The organism is Streptomyces sp. NPDC051207 (assembly GCF_040682395.1).
Taxonomy (GTDB): Bacteria; Actinomycetota; Actinomycetes; order Streptomycetales; family Streptomycetaceae; genus Streptomyces.
The window spans coordinates 248521-263183 of the sequence record NZ_JBFBAX010000001.1 but is presented as its reverse complement, the minus strand read 5'-3'; the positions used below and the strand labels follow the sequence as shown (position 1 = coordinate 263183).

Here is a 14663-nt window from a genome sequence, read left to right as displayed (position 1 = left end):
GTCAGTTCACTTCCTTGAGCGTGCGGTACGCGGCCACCAGGGCGGCCGTGGACGGGTCGAGACCGGGGACGTCGGCGCCCTCGGTGAGGGCGGGTTCGACGCGCTTGGCGAGGACCTTGCCGAGTTCGACGCCCCACTGGTCGAAGGAGTCGATGTTCCAGATCGCGCCCTGCACGAACACCTTGTGCTCGTAGAGCGCGATCAGCTGGCCGAGGACGGACGGCGTCAGCTCGCGGGCCAGGATCGTGGTCGTCGGGTGGTTGCCCCGGAACGTGCGGTGCGGCACCTGCTCCTCGGGCACGCCCTCGGCGCGCACCTCGTCGGCGGTCTTGCCGAAGGCCAGCGCCTGGCCCTGCGCGAACAGGTTCGCCATCAGCAGGTCGTGCTGCGCCTTGAGGTCGTCGCTCAGCTCGGCGACGGGGCGGGCGAAGCCGATCAGGTCGGCCGGGATCAGCTTGGTGCCCTGGTGGATCAGCTGGTAGTAGGCGTGCTGCCCGTTCGTGCCGGGCGTGCCCCACACGACCGGGCCGGTCTGCCACTGCACGGGCCGGCCCTCGCGGTCCACCGACTTGCCGTTGGACTCCATGTCGAGCTGCTGGAGGTAGGCGGTGAACTTGGACAGGTAGTGGCTGTAGGGCAGCACCGCGTGCGACTGGGCGCCCAGGAAGTTGCCGTACCAGACGCCCAGCAGGCCGAGGATCAGCGGGGCGTTGGCCTCCGCCGGGGCGGCCCGGAAGTGCTCGTCCACGAGGCGGAAGCCGTCGAGCATCTCGCGGAACCGGTCCGGGCCGATCGCGATCATCAGCGACAGGCCGATCGCGGAGTCGAAGGAGTAGCGTCCGCCGACCCAGTCCCAGAACTCGAACATGTTCGCCGTGTCGATGCCGAACCCGGCGACCTTCTCCGCGTTGGTCGACAGGGCGACGAAGTGCTGCGCCACCGCCTTCTCGTCGCCCAGCGCACCGAGCAGCCAGGAGCGGGCCGACGTCGCGTTCGTGATCGTCTCGATGGTGGTGAACGTCTTGGACGCCACGATGAACAGCGTCTCGGCCGGGTCCAGGTCCCGCAAGGCCTCGTGCAGGTCGGCCCCGTCCACGTTCGACACGAAGCGGAAGGTCACGTCCCGTGCCGTGTACGCCCGCAGCGCCTCGTAGGCCATCGCCGGGCCGAGGTCGGAGCCGCCGATGCCGATGTTGACGACGTTCCTGATCCGCCTGCCGGTGTGCCCGGTCCACTCCCCGGAGCGGACCCGGTGGGCGAAGTCGGTCATCCTGTCGAGGACGGCGTGCACCTTCGGCACGACGTTCTCGCCGTCGACCTCGATCACGGCGTCCGCCGGGGCGCGCAGCGCGGTGTGCAGCACGGCGCGGTCCTCGGTGACGTTGATCCTCTCGCCGTCGAACATGGCGTCCCGCAGCCCGAACACGTCGGTCGCGGCGGCCAGTTCCCGGAGCAGGGCGAGCGTCTCGTCGGTGACGAGGTTCTTCGAGTAGTCGATGCGCAGATCGCCGACGTGCACGACGTACCGCTCCACGCGGGAGGGGTCGGCGGCGAACAGCTCACGCAGGTCCGGGTGGGGCAGCGTCCCGGCGCGGTGGTCCGCGAGGGCCGTCCACTCGGGGCGCTTCGTGAGCTCGGGGGAGTCAGGCATGGGCGGGAGTCTCCTTGGTGCCCTCGCCCCGCAGGGCGACGGCGTACATCTCGTCCGCGTCGAGGCGCCGCAGCTCCTCGGCGATGAGTTCGCAGGTGGCGCGGACCTTCAGCGCCAGGGTGCGCGGGGGCTGGCCGGGCAGCGTCAGCGTGGCCAGCGGGCCCTCGGGACGGTCGATGACGATGTCGCCGTCCGCCGTGCCCAGCCGGACGCCCGTGACCACCGGCCCGTCGGTGACGACCCGCTCGGCGCGCACATGGAGGCGGGCCTCCAGCCAGCGGGCCAGCAGTTCGGCGGCCGGGTTGTCCGCCTCGGCCTCCACGGCCGCCGACACCACCGGCACCCGGGCCTGGTCCAGGGCCGCGGCCAGCATGGACCGCCACGGGGTGAGCCGGGTCCAGGCGAGGTCGGTGTCGCCGGGCGCGTAGGAGCGGGCCCGGGCCTCCAGGTCCGCGAGCGGGCTCTCCGTGGTGTAGAGGTCGGTGATGCGGCGCTGCGCGAGGGCGCCCAGCGGATCGCTGGCCGGGTCCAGCGGGGCGTTCACCGGCCACCAGACCACCACCGGGGCGTCCGGCAGCAGCAGCGGCAGCACCACCGAGTCGGCGTGCTCCGACACCTCGCCGTACATCCGCAGCACGACCGTCTCGCCGGTGCCCGCGTCGGCGCCGACCCGCACCTCGGCGTCCAGGTGGGAGCGGGTGCGGTCGCGCGGGGTGCGGGCGTGGCGCTTGATGACGACCAGGGTGCGCGAGGGGTGCTCGTGCGAGGCGTCCTCCGCCGCCTTGATCGAGTCGTAGGCGTTCTCCTCGTCCGTGACGATCACCATCGTCAGGACCATGCCCACGGCGGGCGTGCCGATCGCGCGGCGGCCCTGCACCAGCGCCTTGTTGATCTTGCTTGACGTGGTGTCGGTCAGATCGATCTTCATGGCCTGCGCCAGCTCCGTCCGTCTCGTGCGAGCATCTCGTCGGCTTCCCGGGGACCCCAGGTGCCCGAGGCGTACTGCGCGGGCCTGCCGTGCGCGGCCCAGTACTCCTCGACCGGGTCCAGGATCCTCCAGGACTCTTCCACTTCCTGATGACGCGGGAAGAGGTTCGCGTCGCCGAGCAGGACGTCCAGGATGAGCCGCTCGTACGCCTCCGGGCTGGACTCCGTGAACGACTCGCCGTAGGCGAAGTCCATCGTCACGTCCCGGATCTCCATCGAGGTGCCCGGCACCTTGGAGCCGAAGCGGACGGTGACGCCCTCGTCGGGCTGGACGCGGATCACGATCGCGTTGGAGCCCAGCTCCTCGGTGGCCGTCGAGTCGAAGGGGGAGTGCGGGGCGCGCTGGAAGACGACCGCGATCTCCGTGACACGGCGGCCGAGCCGCTTGCCGGTGCGCAGGTAGAACGGAACGCCCGCCCAGCGACGGTTGTCGATGCCCAGCTTGACCGCCGCGTACGTGTCGGTCCTGGACTCGGGGTCGATGCCCTCCTCCTCCAGGTAGCCGCGCACCTGCTCGCCGCCCTGCCAGGCCGGCGCGTACTGGCCGCGCACGGTGTGCAGGCCCAGGTCGTCCGGCAGCTTCACGGCCCGGAACACCTTCAGCTTCTCGGTGAGCAGCGACTCCGCGTCGAAGGAGGCGGGCTCCTCCATCGCGGTCAGCGCGAGCAGCTGGAGCAGGTGGTTCTGGATGACGTCACGGGCGGCGCCGATGCCGTCGTAGTAGCCGGCCCGGCCGCCGATGCCGATGTCCTCGGCCATGGTGATCTGCACGTGGTCGACGTACGACCGGTTCCAGATCGGCTCGAACATCTGGTTGGCGAACCGCAGCGCCAGGATGTTCTGGACGGTCTCCTTGCCGAGGTAGTGGTCGATGCGGAACACCTGGTCCGGTTCGAACACCTGGTGCACGATCGCGTTCAGCTCGCAGGCGCTCGCCAGGTCGCGCCCGAACGGCTTCTCGATGACCGCGCGCCGCCACGCGCCCTCCGGGGCGTCCGCCAGGCCGTGCTTCTCGAGCTGCTGCACGACCTTCGGGAAGAACTTCGGCGGCACCGACAGATAGAAGGCGTAGTTGCCGCTGGTGCCGCGCGAGGCGTCCAGCTCCTCGACCGCCGTGCGCAGTTGCTTGAACGCCGTGTCGTCGTCGAAGTCGCCGGGGATGAACCGCATGCCCTCCGCGAGCTGCCGCCACACCTCCTCACGGAACGGCGTACGGGCGTGCTCGCGGACCGCATCGTGCACGACCTGGGCGAAGTCCTGGTCCTCCCATTCCCGGCGCGCGAACCCGACGAGCGAGAAGCCCGGCGGCAGCAGGCCCCGGTTGGCCAGGTCGTACACGGCCGGCACCAGCTTCTTGCGGGACAGGTCGCCGGTGACGCCGAAGATGACGAGCCCGGACGGGCCGGCGATCCGCGGCAGCCGCCGGTCGCCCGCGTCGCGCAGCGGGTTCACCCACCCCGGTGCCGCAACGGCGGCGGCCTGCCCGGCAGTGCGCCGCCCGGACCCGGCCTTCCGGCTCCGGGAAGCCTTGCCGCTCCGGGCGGTCCTCGTGGCCCCGGAGGCCTTGGTGGCCCCGGACGTCCTCGTGGACCCCGGCTCGGTGCGCTTCTTGCTCATTCCGCGTCATCTCCCTCGCTGTTCAGGGACTTCCTGCCCGCGTCCAGCAGCTCCTGCCACGCGGTCCGCGTGCCGACGGCCGCCGACGTGCGCGCCGCCGCCGGCGTTCTGCGTTCCGTGTGCGAGGCGACCGGTGGCCGTGACGGCCGGATCTGCGTCGAGGTGGGCGTGATCCGCCTGCGCGACAGGTCGTCCCGCCGGATCGACACGTCCCAGCCGGACGGCTGCTGGAGGGCTCCCGCGGTCGCGGTCGCTTCGGTCACAGTGATCATCTTCTCTCTGCGGTCGGATCAACCGCGCGCGGCGGCGACGGATTCCCGGGCGGCGGCGACGACGTTCTCCGGCGTGAAGCCGTACTCGGCGAACAGGGTGTCCGCGTCGGCGGACGCGCCGAAGTGTTCGGGGAGACGATGCGTCCCGTGTCGCCCACGAACCGGTACCACGTCAGCCCCACACCGGCCTCGACCGCGACGCGCGCCGTCACGGACGGCGGCAGAACCGGGTCGCGGTACTCGCGCGGCTGGTCCTCGAACCCCTCCACGCACGGCATCGACACGACCCGCACCACCGTCCCGCCGGCCTCCAGCCGCTCCCGCGCGGCGACGGCGAGCCGCACCTCCGACCCGGTGCCGATCAGGATCACCTCCGGGGCCGGGATGGCGCGCAGCGAGGCCAGGTGCTCGACCGGCTGGGTGGGTCGGGCCGTCCTCGCCGAGGCCGATGGAGTCGTGCGTCCAGACGTACGTCACCGGCAGCTGCATGAGCGCGGACAGGCGCACGGCTTTGCGCATGTGGGCCACGTCGGTCCACTCGAAGCCCTCCAGGCTCTGTGCGCTCTGCGTGCTCATCTTCAAGGAGTCCTCGATTGCGGCAGAGTAACGGCCCTGTCACTTCGTGATGCTGTTCGACGCCGGCCCCGTACGCCACACGATCGACTTCGCCGAGAGTACGAGGCACGCGCCGGCGACCTGCTGTGGATCCGCCCGGGACAGGCCCACCGCTTCGCCACGGACGGCGAGTACCGCGGAACCGTCCTGACCATGCAGCCCGGCTTCCTGCCCCGCACCACCGTCGAGGCCACCGGCCTGTACCGCCACGACCTGCCGCCCCTGCCCCCCCCCGACCGGGCGCAGCCCACCGCACTGCGCCACGGCCTCGCCCAGCTGCGCCGCGAGTACGAGGACACCGGCACGCTGCCGCCCGGCCCGCACACGGCGGTCCCGCGGCACACGCCGACCGCGTTCCTGCTGCGTCTCACCCACCTCGCGGCCGGCTCCGCCGAGGGCGAGCGCCGGCAGGCCGACACCACGTTCACGCTGTTCAGGGACGCGGTGGCGGAAGGCTTCGCCACCCGTCACAGCGTCAGCGCCCACGCCGACGCGCCGGCTCCTCCCGCCGTCCCCTCGTCCGCGCGGTGTGCGCCGCGACCGGCGAGACGCCCAAGGCCTTCATCGACAAGCGGGTCGTCCTGGAGGCCAAGCGCCTCCTCGCCCACACCGACCTGCCGGGTCGGCGCGGCGGTCGGATTCCCGGACGCGGCCGACTTCTCCAAGTTCTTCCACCAGCACACGGACGCGACGCCCGCGGCGTTCCGGGCGGAGCTGCGGGGGAGGTGAGCCCGGAGCGGCCCCCGGTCACCCCCGGTCGTCCGCCGCCTGACGGTCGTTCGGCTTTCCGTCGCCGACCGGTTGCCGCCGCGCCTTCCGCCGTTCTCCCTCACCATGTGCCGCCCCGTGATGCTCACCGGACGGGTGGGAGCTCCGCCCGGTGCCCGCGGCCGGGAACCCGCCGGCCGTCACAGGGGGAATGACAGGGGGAATCGTGTCGATCAGTGTCAGAGGGAACAGACGAGGCGTCCGGCTCGCGTCGGCCGTGATCGCGGCCGGTGCCGCGCTCACGCTGACCGCGTGCGGCGGCCAGGCGGAACCGCCCTACGTGGCCACGTTCACCGACAAGCACGGCAGGGTGTGCACGGCCGTGGTGACCGTCGAGGGGGACGACGGCAGCCGCGAGTTCGACGTGACCCAGCCGGACTGCGAGTACCCGCCGCAGGGCCGCACCCCCGGCCCGGACTTCACCCAGTCCCTGCCCGGCGTCACGGACGACTGAGCAGCGACACCGGGGGCGGCCTCCGTACGAGAGCCGCCCCCGGCGTCACGGGGAGGAACCGGCCGGTCGGCGGCCGAGGTGGAATCGGATGACGCCCGGTCGGCCGGTCACCGCCCGAAGGTGAGCCAGTTGACGTTCACGAAGTCGGCCGGCTGGCCGCTGGTGAACGTCAGATACACGTCGTGCGTTCCCGTCACCGAGCTGATGTTCGCCGGGATGGTCCGCCACGACTGCCAGCCGCCCGTGTTGCCCACCGCGAAACTGCCGATGGGGGCGCTGCCACGGCTGTCGAGCCGGACCTCCACGAGGCCGCTGACGCCGGACGCGGCACCGCTCGCCACCCGGGCGCTGAACTGCCGGGCCGCCGTGGAACCGAAGTTGACGCCCTTGAACAGCGCCCAGTCGCCGTTGGCGATCGCACCGATGTTCTGCCCGCCGCCCGTGTCGCTGGTGCCCTCGGTGATCACACCGGACTGGCTGTCGAACGATTCGGCCTGGATGGTGCCGTAGGCGTCCCGGCCGCCGCTCGGCGGAGGCGTGGTACCGCTCCCACCGGACGACAGGACCTGCACGTAGTCCACGAGCATCGCGTGCCCGGGCTGCGTGCCGGCGTCCGGGCCGCCGCCGAAGGCGTCCGGGAAGCCGCCGCCCATCGCGACGTTGAGGATGATGTAGTAGCCGTGGTTCGTGGCGTTCGCCCACGTGGTCGCGTCGACCTGGTTGGCGCGCACCGTGTGGTAGTTGACCCCGTCCAGGTAGAAGCGGATCTCCTCGACACTGGTGGAGCGGTCCCATTCCATCCGGTACGTGTGGAAGCCCGCCTGGCAGGTCGTGCCGGAGCACGTGGTGTTGCCGCCGATGCCCGAGGTCTCGTTGCAGGGGCCGCCGGGCGACGTGCCGCAGTGCATCGTGGCGAACACCGTGTTCATGCCGTTGGCGTTCTCCATGATGTCCAGCTCGCCGACGGCGGGCCAGTTCCAGTAGTTGCCGCGGTAGGGGGAGCCCAGCATCCAGAACGCCGGCCAGTAGCCCTTCGCCGCCGCGCCCGTGACGTTCGGGACCTGGATGCGGGACTCGACGCGCAGCTTGCCGCCCGCCGGGGGCTGGAAGTCGGTGCGGTTGGTCTCGATGCGGCCCGACGTCCAGTTGCCCGCCGCGTCGCGGCGCGGGGTGATGCGGAGGTTGCCGTTGCCGTCCAGCGAGACATTGCTCGTGCTGGACGTCATCGTCTCCTTCTCGCCGGTGCCCCAGTTGGCGGGACCGCCCGGGTAGCCGGTGCCGGTCGCGTACTGCCAGTTGGCGGTGTTGACGCCGGAGCCGGCCGCGCCGTTGAAGTCGTCGACGAAGACCTGCGTCCAGCCCGACGGGGGAGGGGGCGCGGCGGCGGTCGCGGCCGGGGAGGCGGCGGTGGCCGCGGCGGCGGCGAGGCCGAGGGTGCTGACGACGGCGACGAGGGCGCGCCGGACGGACCGCCGTCCGCCGTGAACGCCGGAGGGATCGCTCATGTGGGGGTGCCTCTCGGGGACGGGAGTGGGATGCGGGCGTGTCTGCGGAGCGCCTCCGCGATCATCTTCTGAGAGCGCTCTCAAACGCGCTCAATGTGCTCCCGGACGGCCCGGCCGTCAAGAGGTGAAACCGAGAAAGTGCGCGAGGTGGGGGAGAGTTCAGGCGGTGAATGCCGGGAAGGCGCCGAAAGCACGGGCTGGTGCCCCCTGGGGCGGCCGTCACCGCATCCGGCGGATCACGTCACAGGATGTGATCCGCCGGACAGAAGTCGACGCGGGACCGCTCTCCACCCCGCGGCGCACGCGGGCGGCCTACAAGGGCAGTGCCTGAGCCGTATGCGTCGTCACCGACTCGGCCGGTGCCGGGAGGGCCTGGGCCGGCAGCAGCGGGCCCGTGTCCTCCTCGCGCTGCTGCTGCGGCAGGGACACCGGGCGCAGCGGGCGCGGCCCGGACACCACCGTGTAGTCCTGCCCGAGGAACGGTGGCGTCACCTCGCCGGGGTCCTCGCCGAGGGCCAGCCGTACCGCCGCCCAGGGCGCGTTGATGCCGCACAGCGACAGTTGGTGCAGCCCGCCGGCCGGGCGGGTGTTGACGTCCATGAGCACCGGCTCGTCGCCGTACATCCGGAACTGGATGTTGGACAGGTGGTGCAGCCCGAAGCCCTCGGCGATGCGCCGGGCGGGCCCCAGCCACCGCTCGTGCAGCGTGAAGCCCCGGCGCCGGCCGTTCTTGGTGCGCCCCACGGCCATCCGGACGCGGTTGTCGGGACCGGTCAGGCAGTCCACCGACACCTCCGGCTGCTCCAGCCGCGGCATCACCAGCCAGTCCACCGGCTCCTCGGCGGTCCGCAGCGCCTCCAGGACCAGGTCCAGCGGCACGTACGGGCTCGGGAAGCCGTTCAGGTGCGAGAGCGAGAAGGGGGCGCGTGTGATCATGCGGAAGCCCACGCCGCCCGCCCCGGACGCCGGCTTGAGGCAGGCCCGGTGCCCGTTCGCCTCCAACTCCTCGACGGCGGCGAGCAGTTCGTCGGCCGAGCGGACCCGCCACCAGGGCGGCACCGGGACGCCGATCGCCTGCACGGCCTCGTAGGCGACCACCTTGTCCTGGAAGACGGCCACCGCCTCGGGCGGCGGCGCCAGCAGTGCCGTACCGGCCGCCTCGAACTCCGCGCGGTGCGCGACGATCGCGGCCTGGTGCAGCCGCGGCACGAACACGTCGATGCCGCGCCGCGCGCACTGGTCGAGCGCGAATTCGACGTACGCGGCCGGGGACAGCCCGTCCGGTTCCAGTTCGGCGGTGTCGGCGGCGGCCAGCACGGGAGAGTCGGGGTCGCCGTGCGTGGCATGGATCTCGACGGCCCGGTCGCTGGGATTTCTCCGCAGCTGATCCATGAAGAACACGTTCTCCGCGTACGTGCGGTTGAGCCAGACGCGTACGCGAGAGACCATGCAGGCCGCCTTTCACGGTTCGCGGGCAGGGCTGAGCGGCCCGTGCCCGGGCAGGACGAATGGAGGTACACCGAACCACCCTGCGCGAAGGCGATCGAGGCGGTGGTGTTGGGCCGATCATAGGGGGTTCCGGGGGGTGCCGCGTGCAACGCGGGTGTCAGGGATCCGGACGATCACGAGGGGCCGCCCCGGTGCCGTGGCCCGGGTGCGGCCCGGTGGCTGTCGCGGTGCCGCCGCGCGCCGCGGCGGGCGCGTCCGGACCGCCCTTGTCCGGGCGCGCGGGATGTGATCTCGTAATGGCGAACGTGCGCTCGGAGGGGACGGGGACGGGGACGGGGACGTGACGTTAACGAACGGCACCGGCGGACAGGTATGGGCCGTCAGCGACCTGCACATCAGCTATTCCGAGAACCGCGCCCTGGTCGAGCGGATGCAGCCCGCCTCGGACGACGACTGGCTCCTCGTCGCCGGTGACGTCTCCGAGAAGGTGGCGGACATCCGCTGGGCGCTCAAGACGCTGGCCGGCCGGTTCCGCAAGGTCGTCTGGGCGCCCGGCAACCACGAACTGTGGACCCACCCCAGCGACTCCGTCACCCTGCGCGGCGTGGAACGCTACGACCATCTCGTCGCCCTGTGCCGCGACCTCGGCGTGCTCACCCCCGAGGACCCGTACCCCGTCTGGGAGGGCCCGGGCGGCCCGGTCGCCGTCGCGCCCCTGTTCCTGCTCTACGACTACTCGTTCCTGCCGGCCGGGTCCGCGACCAAGGAGGAGGGGCTGGCCTACGCGCACGGCACCGGAGTCGTGTGCAACGACGAGTACCTGCTGCACCCCGACCCCTACCCCACCCGCGAGGACTGGTGCCGGGCGCGGGTCGCCGAGACCGAACGCAGGCTCGCCGAACTGCCGGACGACCTGCCGACGGTGCTCGTCAACCACTACCCGCTGGACCGGCATCCCACGAACGTCCTGTGGTACCCCGAGTTCGCCATGTGGTGCGGCACCCGGCTGACCGCGGATTGGCACCGCCGGTTCCGCGTGCACACCATGGTCTACGGCCACCTCCACATCCCCCGGACCACCTGGCACGACGGCGTCCGCTTCGAGGAGGTGTCGGTGGGATACCCCCGTGAGTGGCGCAAGCGGCCCCAGCCGCCGGGACGGCTCAAGCGCATCCTGCCCGGAGAGGACCGGACGCCGTGATCGAGGAGTTGCTGCCGGACACCGCCGTCGTCGTGGAGATCCACGGCGGCGAGGACGCCGGTGAGGCGCCGCTGTACCCCGAGGAGGAGGCGCTCGTCGCGCGGGCCGTCGCCAAGCGCCGCCGGGAGTTCGCCGGCGTACGCTCCTGCGCGCGCCGCGCCATGGAGAAGCTCGGCGTGCCCCCGCAGCCGGTGCTGCCCGGCGAACGCGGCGCCCCGCGCTGGCCGGACGGCCTGGTCGGCAGCATGACCCACTGCGCGGGCTTCTGCGGCGCCGCCCTCGCCCGCGCCGGCGATCTGGCGTCCCTCGGCATCGACGCCGAGCCCGCCGGGCCGCTGCCCGACGGCGTGCTGCCCGCAGTGGCGCTGCCGGCCGAGGCGGAGCGGCTGCGCCTGCTGGCCGCCGAGCGGCCCGAGGTGCACTGGGACCGGCTGCTGTTCAGCGCCAAGGAATCGGTCTACAAGGCGTGGTTCCCGCTGACCCGGAAGTGGCTGGACTTCAGCCAGGCCGACATCGAGATCTCCGTCGACCCGGGCGGCCGCCTTGGCGGCACCTTCCGCGCCGCGCTCCTCGTCCCCGGCCCGTGGGTCGGCAGCCGCCGCGTCGACCACTTCGACGGCCGCTGGACGGCACAGCACGGGCTGCTGGCGACCGCGGTGTCGATCACGCACGAGTGAACGGCGGGGCGAGCGGCGAGCGTTCCGCCCGCCGTCCCGGCCTTCACGGCTCCGGGCACCAGTGGCGCAGCAGCCGGAAGAACGCCTCCTCGTTCCCGTTCAGGCCCGCCTCCGGGCCAGTTCGGCCTCCGCGAGGACCGACGGCGGGACGACGGGCGGGATGGCGGGCGGGGCGGTGGGTCGTGCGCCGGGCTCGCGGCCGGTGCCCGGCGGGCCCGACGCCGTGTCGAGAGCGGCCCGCACCGTGTGCAGCAGCCGGAGGTAGGCCTGGACGGCGGTGCGTTCGCGGTCGGTCAGTACGGCGGTGGGCATCGGTCGGCTCTCCCCGTGTCGGCGTCGTCATGTCCCGCGCCGTGGCGCGTGCGCCCCGTACGGCGGCGCACTTCCAGCTTGCCGCCCACCACTGACAATCCGGCCCCGTCCCGGGCCGGTTCGCCCGCTCGGCGGAGCGACGCCCCGCTGGCGGAACGCGCCCTGCCGGGTGCGGCGGCGCGGCGCCGCACCCGGCCCGTGTCAGGCGACCAGCGCCGCCGCCTCCCGCCGGGCCCGCGCCAGCCAGGCCGCGCGTGTCCCGTCGGCCGAGTCGGACACCGTACGGAAGACGATCCGCCGTACGTCGGGCACGCCGACGTACGGCAGGACGCACGCCGACCAGATGCTCTCCAGCGGGTCGCCGAACTCGCCCTCCTCGCGGTCGGCCGGTGTGTCGGAGGTGTTCAGGACGAGCGCCCGGCCCGCCGTCAGCAGCCCCGCGGGCTCGCCCTCGGCGGTGCCCAGCTTGTAGGCGACGCCCGGCACGAGGACCCGCTGCACCCAGCCGGTGAGGACCGCGGGCGGCATGCCCCACCAGTTCGGGTGCACGAACACCAGCGCGTCGAGGGCCGCCACCTCGGCGCGGTGCAGCGCCACCTGCTCGTCCCCGGCGCGCCCCGCCTCCCGTACGGTCTGCGTCTCGTCGGCGGACAGCACCGGCGGGAAGCCCTCGGCGCACAGGTCGTGCGCGAGCACCTGGCAGCCGCGCCCGCGCAGTTCGGTCACGACGGTGTCGAACAGGGCGTGGTTGAAGCTCCCCGGCCTGGGATGGGCGAGGTAGGCGCCGATGCGCATGAAGGTGTCCCCGTTCAGCTCTGCTGACGGCCCGGATAGCCCAGCGACGTCTCGATGCGGCCGGCCAGCCGGTCCCGCTGCACCGGGCCGCGCAGCGACGAACCGGCCAGCCACGTGCGGCACTTGCTCGCCAGCAGCAGGCCGAAGCTCTCGGCCTCCTTCTCGTCCGCGAGGTCGAACCGGGTACGGGCCGCCACCTTCAGGACCGTCGCGTGCAGGTCGGCCTCGTCGTCGAGCAGCCGGGCCGCGACCGCCGCGCCCTCCACGTGGTGCGCGCAGTGCCCGGCCTTCATGTGCCACAGCTCGTGACCGAGGATCACCAACTGGTGGTCGGGCGCGGTGCGTTCCTCGATCACGACGAGGTCCTGCTCGGCCATGTCGAGCCACAGCCCGCTCGCGGTGCCGGGCGGGAAGGCGGCCGTACGGAAGAGGACGGGACGGCCGCGGCGTCTGCTCATCGCGTCGCACAGCGCGCCGTACAGGTCGGCGGGCCGTGCCGGTGCGGGAAGCGTCAGCTCCGCGACCAGTTCGCCGCACAGGCGGCGCATTTCCCTTCCGGTTCCCACACTTCTCCCCACGGTCAGGACTCGGGCCGCTTGACGCTCTCCAGAAGCATGTCCAGCCACTCCGCGACCTTGTCGCGGTGCTGGTCGGTGGGCAGCTGCGCGGCCCGCCAGGCGATCCCGCGGACGCCGTGGTCCTGCAGCAGCCGCTCCAGCGGATCGTCGGCGGCCGCGGCGGCGCGGCGCTCGGTGTCGGCGAGCTTCTGCAGCAGTTCCTGCTCGGTGCGCTGGAGGGCGCCGGTGAGCGCCTCGGGGTCCTCGGCGGTGAGGAAACCGGCGTGCACCCGGAAGAAGCGCTGGATGGCGTCGCAGTGCTCCATGGTGGGACGCCGGTCGCCGTTGATGAGGGCGCCCGCCTGCTGCCGCGACATGCCGGCGCCGTCGGCGATCTCCTGCTGGGTGTACTTGCGGCCGTTCGGCTTCAGGCGGGTGCGGCGCAGCAGGTCGAGGCGCTGGAGGAAGCGGGCCTGCACATCGGGTTCGCCCGCGTCGCGCCCGTTCAGCAGGGCCTTGACCACGGGCTCGGGGACGCCGGAGGCGACGGACAGGCGGACGACGTCGAAAACTTCGGCGTGCGGCACTCCGAGCCGGTCGGCGAGTGCGGTGACGCGGGCGACGACGGCCGTCAGCGTGGCGGAAGACGTGACGCCCGGACCCTCGAAGCCCTCCGTGCCATCCGTCACCGCCAGATCTCCTACGTCTCTCACAGGCTTCTCACAAGCGGTTGCCGTGAACTTCCCGGAGAGTAGCCCCTGTCTCGAACTCACATCCAGGTCTCGCCACAACTGTGGCCAATTTCAGCCGTCGACGGGCATGAAATGCCACGATAGTTGACATGACAAGCTTCTGGGCAGCAGGATCGGGGCGCCGCGTGAAGGCCGCATAGGCAAGAGGGGTGACCTCCCGATGGCGTTTCAGGCAGGAGGGCAGCGGTCGGCGCCGCGGCCCGTCCCCGCAGGTTGTGACGACCAGGCGTACGTGCGGGACTACGCCGGCTATCTGGAGGCCGTGCCCTTCCCCTCCCTCGTCGTGGACCACCGCTGGGACGTCGTCCTGGCCAACAGCGCGTTCCGCTCGCTCTTCCGTGGCATCGGCCCGCACCCCACGGCCATGCCGGGGGACAACTTCCTGCGGTTCGTCCTCTTCCACCCGGACGCGGGCACGGTCCTCGGCGAGCACGAGTCGAGCTGGTGCCTGCCGATGCTGGCGCACTTCGCGGACGCCGTGGAGCGGCACGGGCACGATCATGTCCTGCAGGCCGTGCGCCGGGAGATCGCCCAGGACCCGATCATGGAAGCCGCCTACCGGCAGGGCCTGCCGCACTGGATCCGCGCCGTGGGCAAGGGCGCCGTCGAGCACGACGGCGCGGTGCGCCCGCTGCTGCACCCCGACCCGCGCTGGGGCAGCACCGAGTGCCGGATCGTCGTGGAGACCCCGCGGACACTGCGGGACATGGGCTACACGCGCCTGACGCTGGCCCTGCGCGAGACCCGCCGCGCACCGGCCGCCCGCGACCGCGGGGCACGCCGCACCGCCGCCCATCTGAGGGTGGTCGGCGCGCCGGAGTGACGGCGGCCGTCCGGGCGTGCCGCCCGACATCTCCGTGGAGGGCCACGACGACTCCGCGTCCATGAACGCCCGCGCACCGTCTTGCGGGGAGAATCGCCCGCCGGTCCCGCCCGTCGGACGGCGTACCGCCGACTTTCACGCGTCCGCCATCGCACCCTTTCCTGACGTTCGACGCTCCTGGAACACTCCCTCTCGCGCGCACTCGGTCGCACCCGGCCGGCCCACCCC

13 protein-coding genes and 3 pseudogenes are annotated in these 14663 nt (G+C 72.5%); 5 read left to right on the top strand and 11 right to left on the bottom strand.

Annotated features, from left to right (window positions below; all coding sequences use genetic code 11):
- Position 1 precedes the first annotated feature (1 nt).
- From pgi to AB0M97_RS01165, 5 genes and pseudogenes are all read right to left on the bottom strand, one after another.
- Positions 2-1651 carry a glucose-6-phosphate isomerase gene (pgi, locus tag AB0M97_RS01185; RefSeq protein ID WP_365958566.1) on the bottom strand — a complete coding sequence of 550 codons (1650 nt, stop codon included), beginning with the start codon at positions 1649-1651 and terminating at the stop codon, positions 2-4.
- Positions 1644-2579, bottom strand: coding sequence for a glucose-6-phosphate dehydrogenase assembly protein OpcA (gene opcA, locus AB0M97_RS01180; RefSeq protein ID WP_365958565.1), 936 nt, complete (start codon positions 2577-2579; stop codon positions 1644-1646). The genes pgi and opcA overlap by 8 nt, the downstream gene beginning before the upstream one ends.
- Positions 2576-4255: a glucose-6-phosphate dehydrogenase gene (gene zwf / locus AB0M97_RS01175; protein WP_365958563.1), complete on the bottom strand. Its 1680-nt coding sequence runs from the start codon at positions 4253-4255 to the stop codon at positions 2576-2578. Before zwf ends, opcA begins: the two co-directional genes overlap by 4 nt.
- The gene (locus AB0M97_RS01170) at positions 4252-4518 is read right to left on the bottom strand and encodes a hypothetical protein (RefSeq protein WP_365958708.1); all 267 of its coding nucleotides are present in this window, start codon (positions 4516-4518) and stop codon (positions 4252-4254) included. Before AB0M97_RS01170 ends, zwf begins: the two co-directional genes overlap by 4 nt.
- Before the next feature lie 27 nt (positions 4519-4545).
- Positions 4546-5049, bottom strand: a pseudogene (locus AB0M97_RS01165) (transketolase C-terminal domain-containing protein); the annotation flags it as partial.
- A 94-nt stretch (positions 5050-5143) separates the two neighbouring features.
- On the opposite strand from AB0M97_RS01165, the pseudogene AB0M97_RS01160 reads away from it, so the two are divergent.
- Positions 5144-5871 (top strand): annotated as a pseudogene (locus AB0M97_RS01160) (helix-turn-helix domain-containing protein); the annotation flags it as partial.
- Positions 5872-6076: 205 nt separating this feature from the next.
- Positions 6077-6364 (top strand): hypothetical protein, encoded by a 288-nt coding sequence (locus AB0M97_RS01155; RefSeq protein WP_365958562.1) that lies wholly within the window; start codon positions 6077-6079, stop codon positions 6362-6364.
- 107 nt (positions 6365-6471) lie between these two features.
- Here the strand turns inward: AB0M97_RS01155 and AB0M97_RS01150 are convergent, their stop codons facing one another.
- A complete protein-coding gene (locus AB0M97_RS01150; protein WP_365958561.1) occupies positions 6472-7869 on the bottom strand; it encodes a glycoside hydrolase family 16 protein in 1398 nt (465 codons plus the stop codon).
- 312 nt (positions 7870-8181) lie between these two features.
- A complete protein-coding gene (locus AB0M97_RS01145) occupies positions 8182-9318 on the bottom strand; it encodes an ATP-grasp domain-containing protein (RefSeq protein WP_365958560.1) in 1137 nt (378 codons plus the stop codon).
- Between the two features lie 340 nt (positions 9319-9658).
- Here AB0M97_RS01145 and AB0M97_RS01140 point away from each other — a divergent pair, with 340 nt between their 5' ends.
- Entirely contained in the window at positions 9659-10519 is an 861-nt protein-coding gene (locus AB0M97_RS01140) for a metallophosphoesterase (RefSeq protein WP_365958559.1), read from the top strand.
- On the top strand, positions 10516-11196 hold the full coding sequence (locus AB0M97_RS01135) for a 4'-phosphopantetheinyl transferase superfamily protein (RefSeq protein WP_365958557.1): 681 nt from the start codon (positions 10516-10518) through the stop codon (positions 11194-11196). The genes AB0M97_RS01140 and AB0M97_RS01135 overlap by 4 nt, the downstream gene beginning before the upstream one ends.
- A gap of 43 nt (positions 11197-11239) precedes the next feature.
- Here AB0M97_RS01135 and AB0M97_RS01130 read toward each other — a convergent pair.
- From AB0M97_RS01130 to AB0M97_RS01115, 4 genes and pseudogenes are all read right to left on the bottom strand, one after another.
- Positions 11240-11508, bottom strand: a pseudogene (locus tag AB0M97_RS01130) (hypothetical protein).
- 201 nt (positions 11509-11709) lie between these two features.
- Positions 11710-12303, bottom strand: coding sequence for an NAD(P)H-dependent oxidoreductase (locus tag AB0M97_RS01125; RefSeq protein ID WP_365958556.1), 594 nt, complete (start codon positions 12301-12303; stop codon positions 11710-11712).
- A gap of 14 nt (positions 12304-12317) precedes the next feature.
- Positions 12318-12851 carry a toxin-antitoxin system, toxin component gene (locus AB0M97_RS01120; RefSeq protein ID WP_365958555.1) on the bottom strand — a complete coding sequence of 178 codons (534 nt, stop codon included), beginning with the start codon at positions 12849-12851 and terminating at the stop codon, positions 12318-12320.
- Positions 12852-12883: 32 nt separating this feature from the next.
- Positions 12884-13549 (bottom strand): helix-turn-helix transcriptional regulator, encoded by a 666-nt coding sequence (locus tag AB0M97_RS01115; RefSeq protein WP_365958554.1) that lies wholly within the window; start codon positions 13547-13549, stop codon positions 12884-12886.
- Positions 13550-13772: 223 nt separating this feature from the next.
- Here AB0M97_RS01115 and AB0M97_RS01110 point away from each other — a divergent pair, with 223 nt between their 5' ends.
- On the top strand, positions 13773-14435 hold the full coding sequence (locus AB0M97_RS01110; RefSeq protein WP_365958553.1) for a hypothetical protein: 663 nt from the start codon (positions 13773-13775) through the stop codon (positions 14433-14435).
- The last annotated feature ends 228 nt before the right edge of the window (positions 14436-14663 follow it).

Coding starts and splice junctions, on each gene's coding strand:
- AB0M97_RS01145 (WP_365958560.1), bottom strand. CDS start 9,318: ATGGTCTCTCGCGTACGCGTCTGGCTCAACCGCACGTACGCGGAGAAC.
- AB0M97_RS01150 (WP_365958561.1), bottom strand. CDS start 7,869: ATGAGCGATCCCTCCGGCGTTCACGGCGGACGGCGGTCCGTCCGGCGC.
- zwf (WP_365958563.1), bottom strand. CDS start 4,255: ATGAGCAAGAAGCGCACCGAGCCGGGGTCCACGAGGACGTCCGGGGCC.
- opcA (WP_365958565.1), bottom strand. CDS start 2,579: ATGAAGATCGATCTGACCGACACCACGTCAAGCAAGATCAACAAGGCG.
- AB0M97_RS01110 (WP_365958553.1), top strand. CDS start 13,773: ATGGCGTTTCAGGCAGGAGGGCAGCGGTCGGCGCCGCGGCCCGTCCCC.
- AB0M97_RS01125 (WP_365958556.1), bottom strand. CDS start 12,303: ATGCGCATCGGCGCCTACCTCGCCCATCCCAGGCCGGGGAGCTTCAAC.
- AB0M97_RS01120 (WP_365958555.1), bottom strand. CDS start 12,851: ATGCGCCGCCTGTGCGGCGAACTGGTCGCGGAGCTGACGCTTCCCGCA.
- pgi (WP_365958566.1), bottom strand. CDS start 1,651: ATGCCTGACTCCCCCGAGCTCACGAAGCGCCCCGAGTGGACGGCCCTC.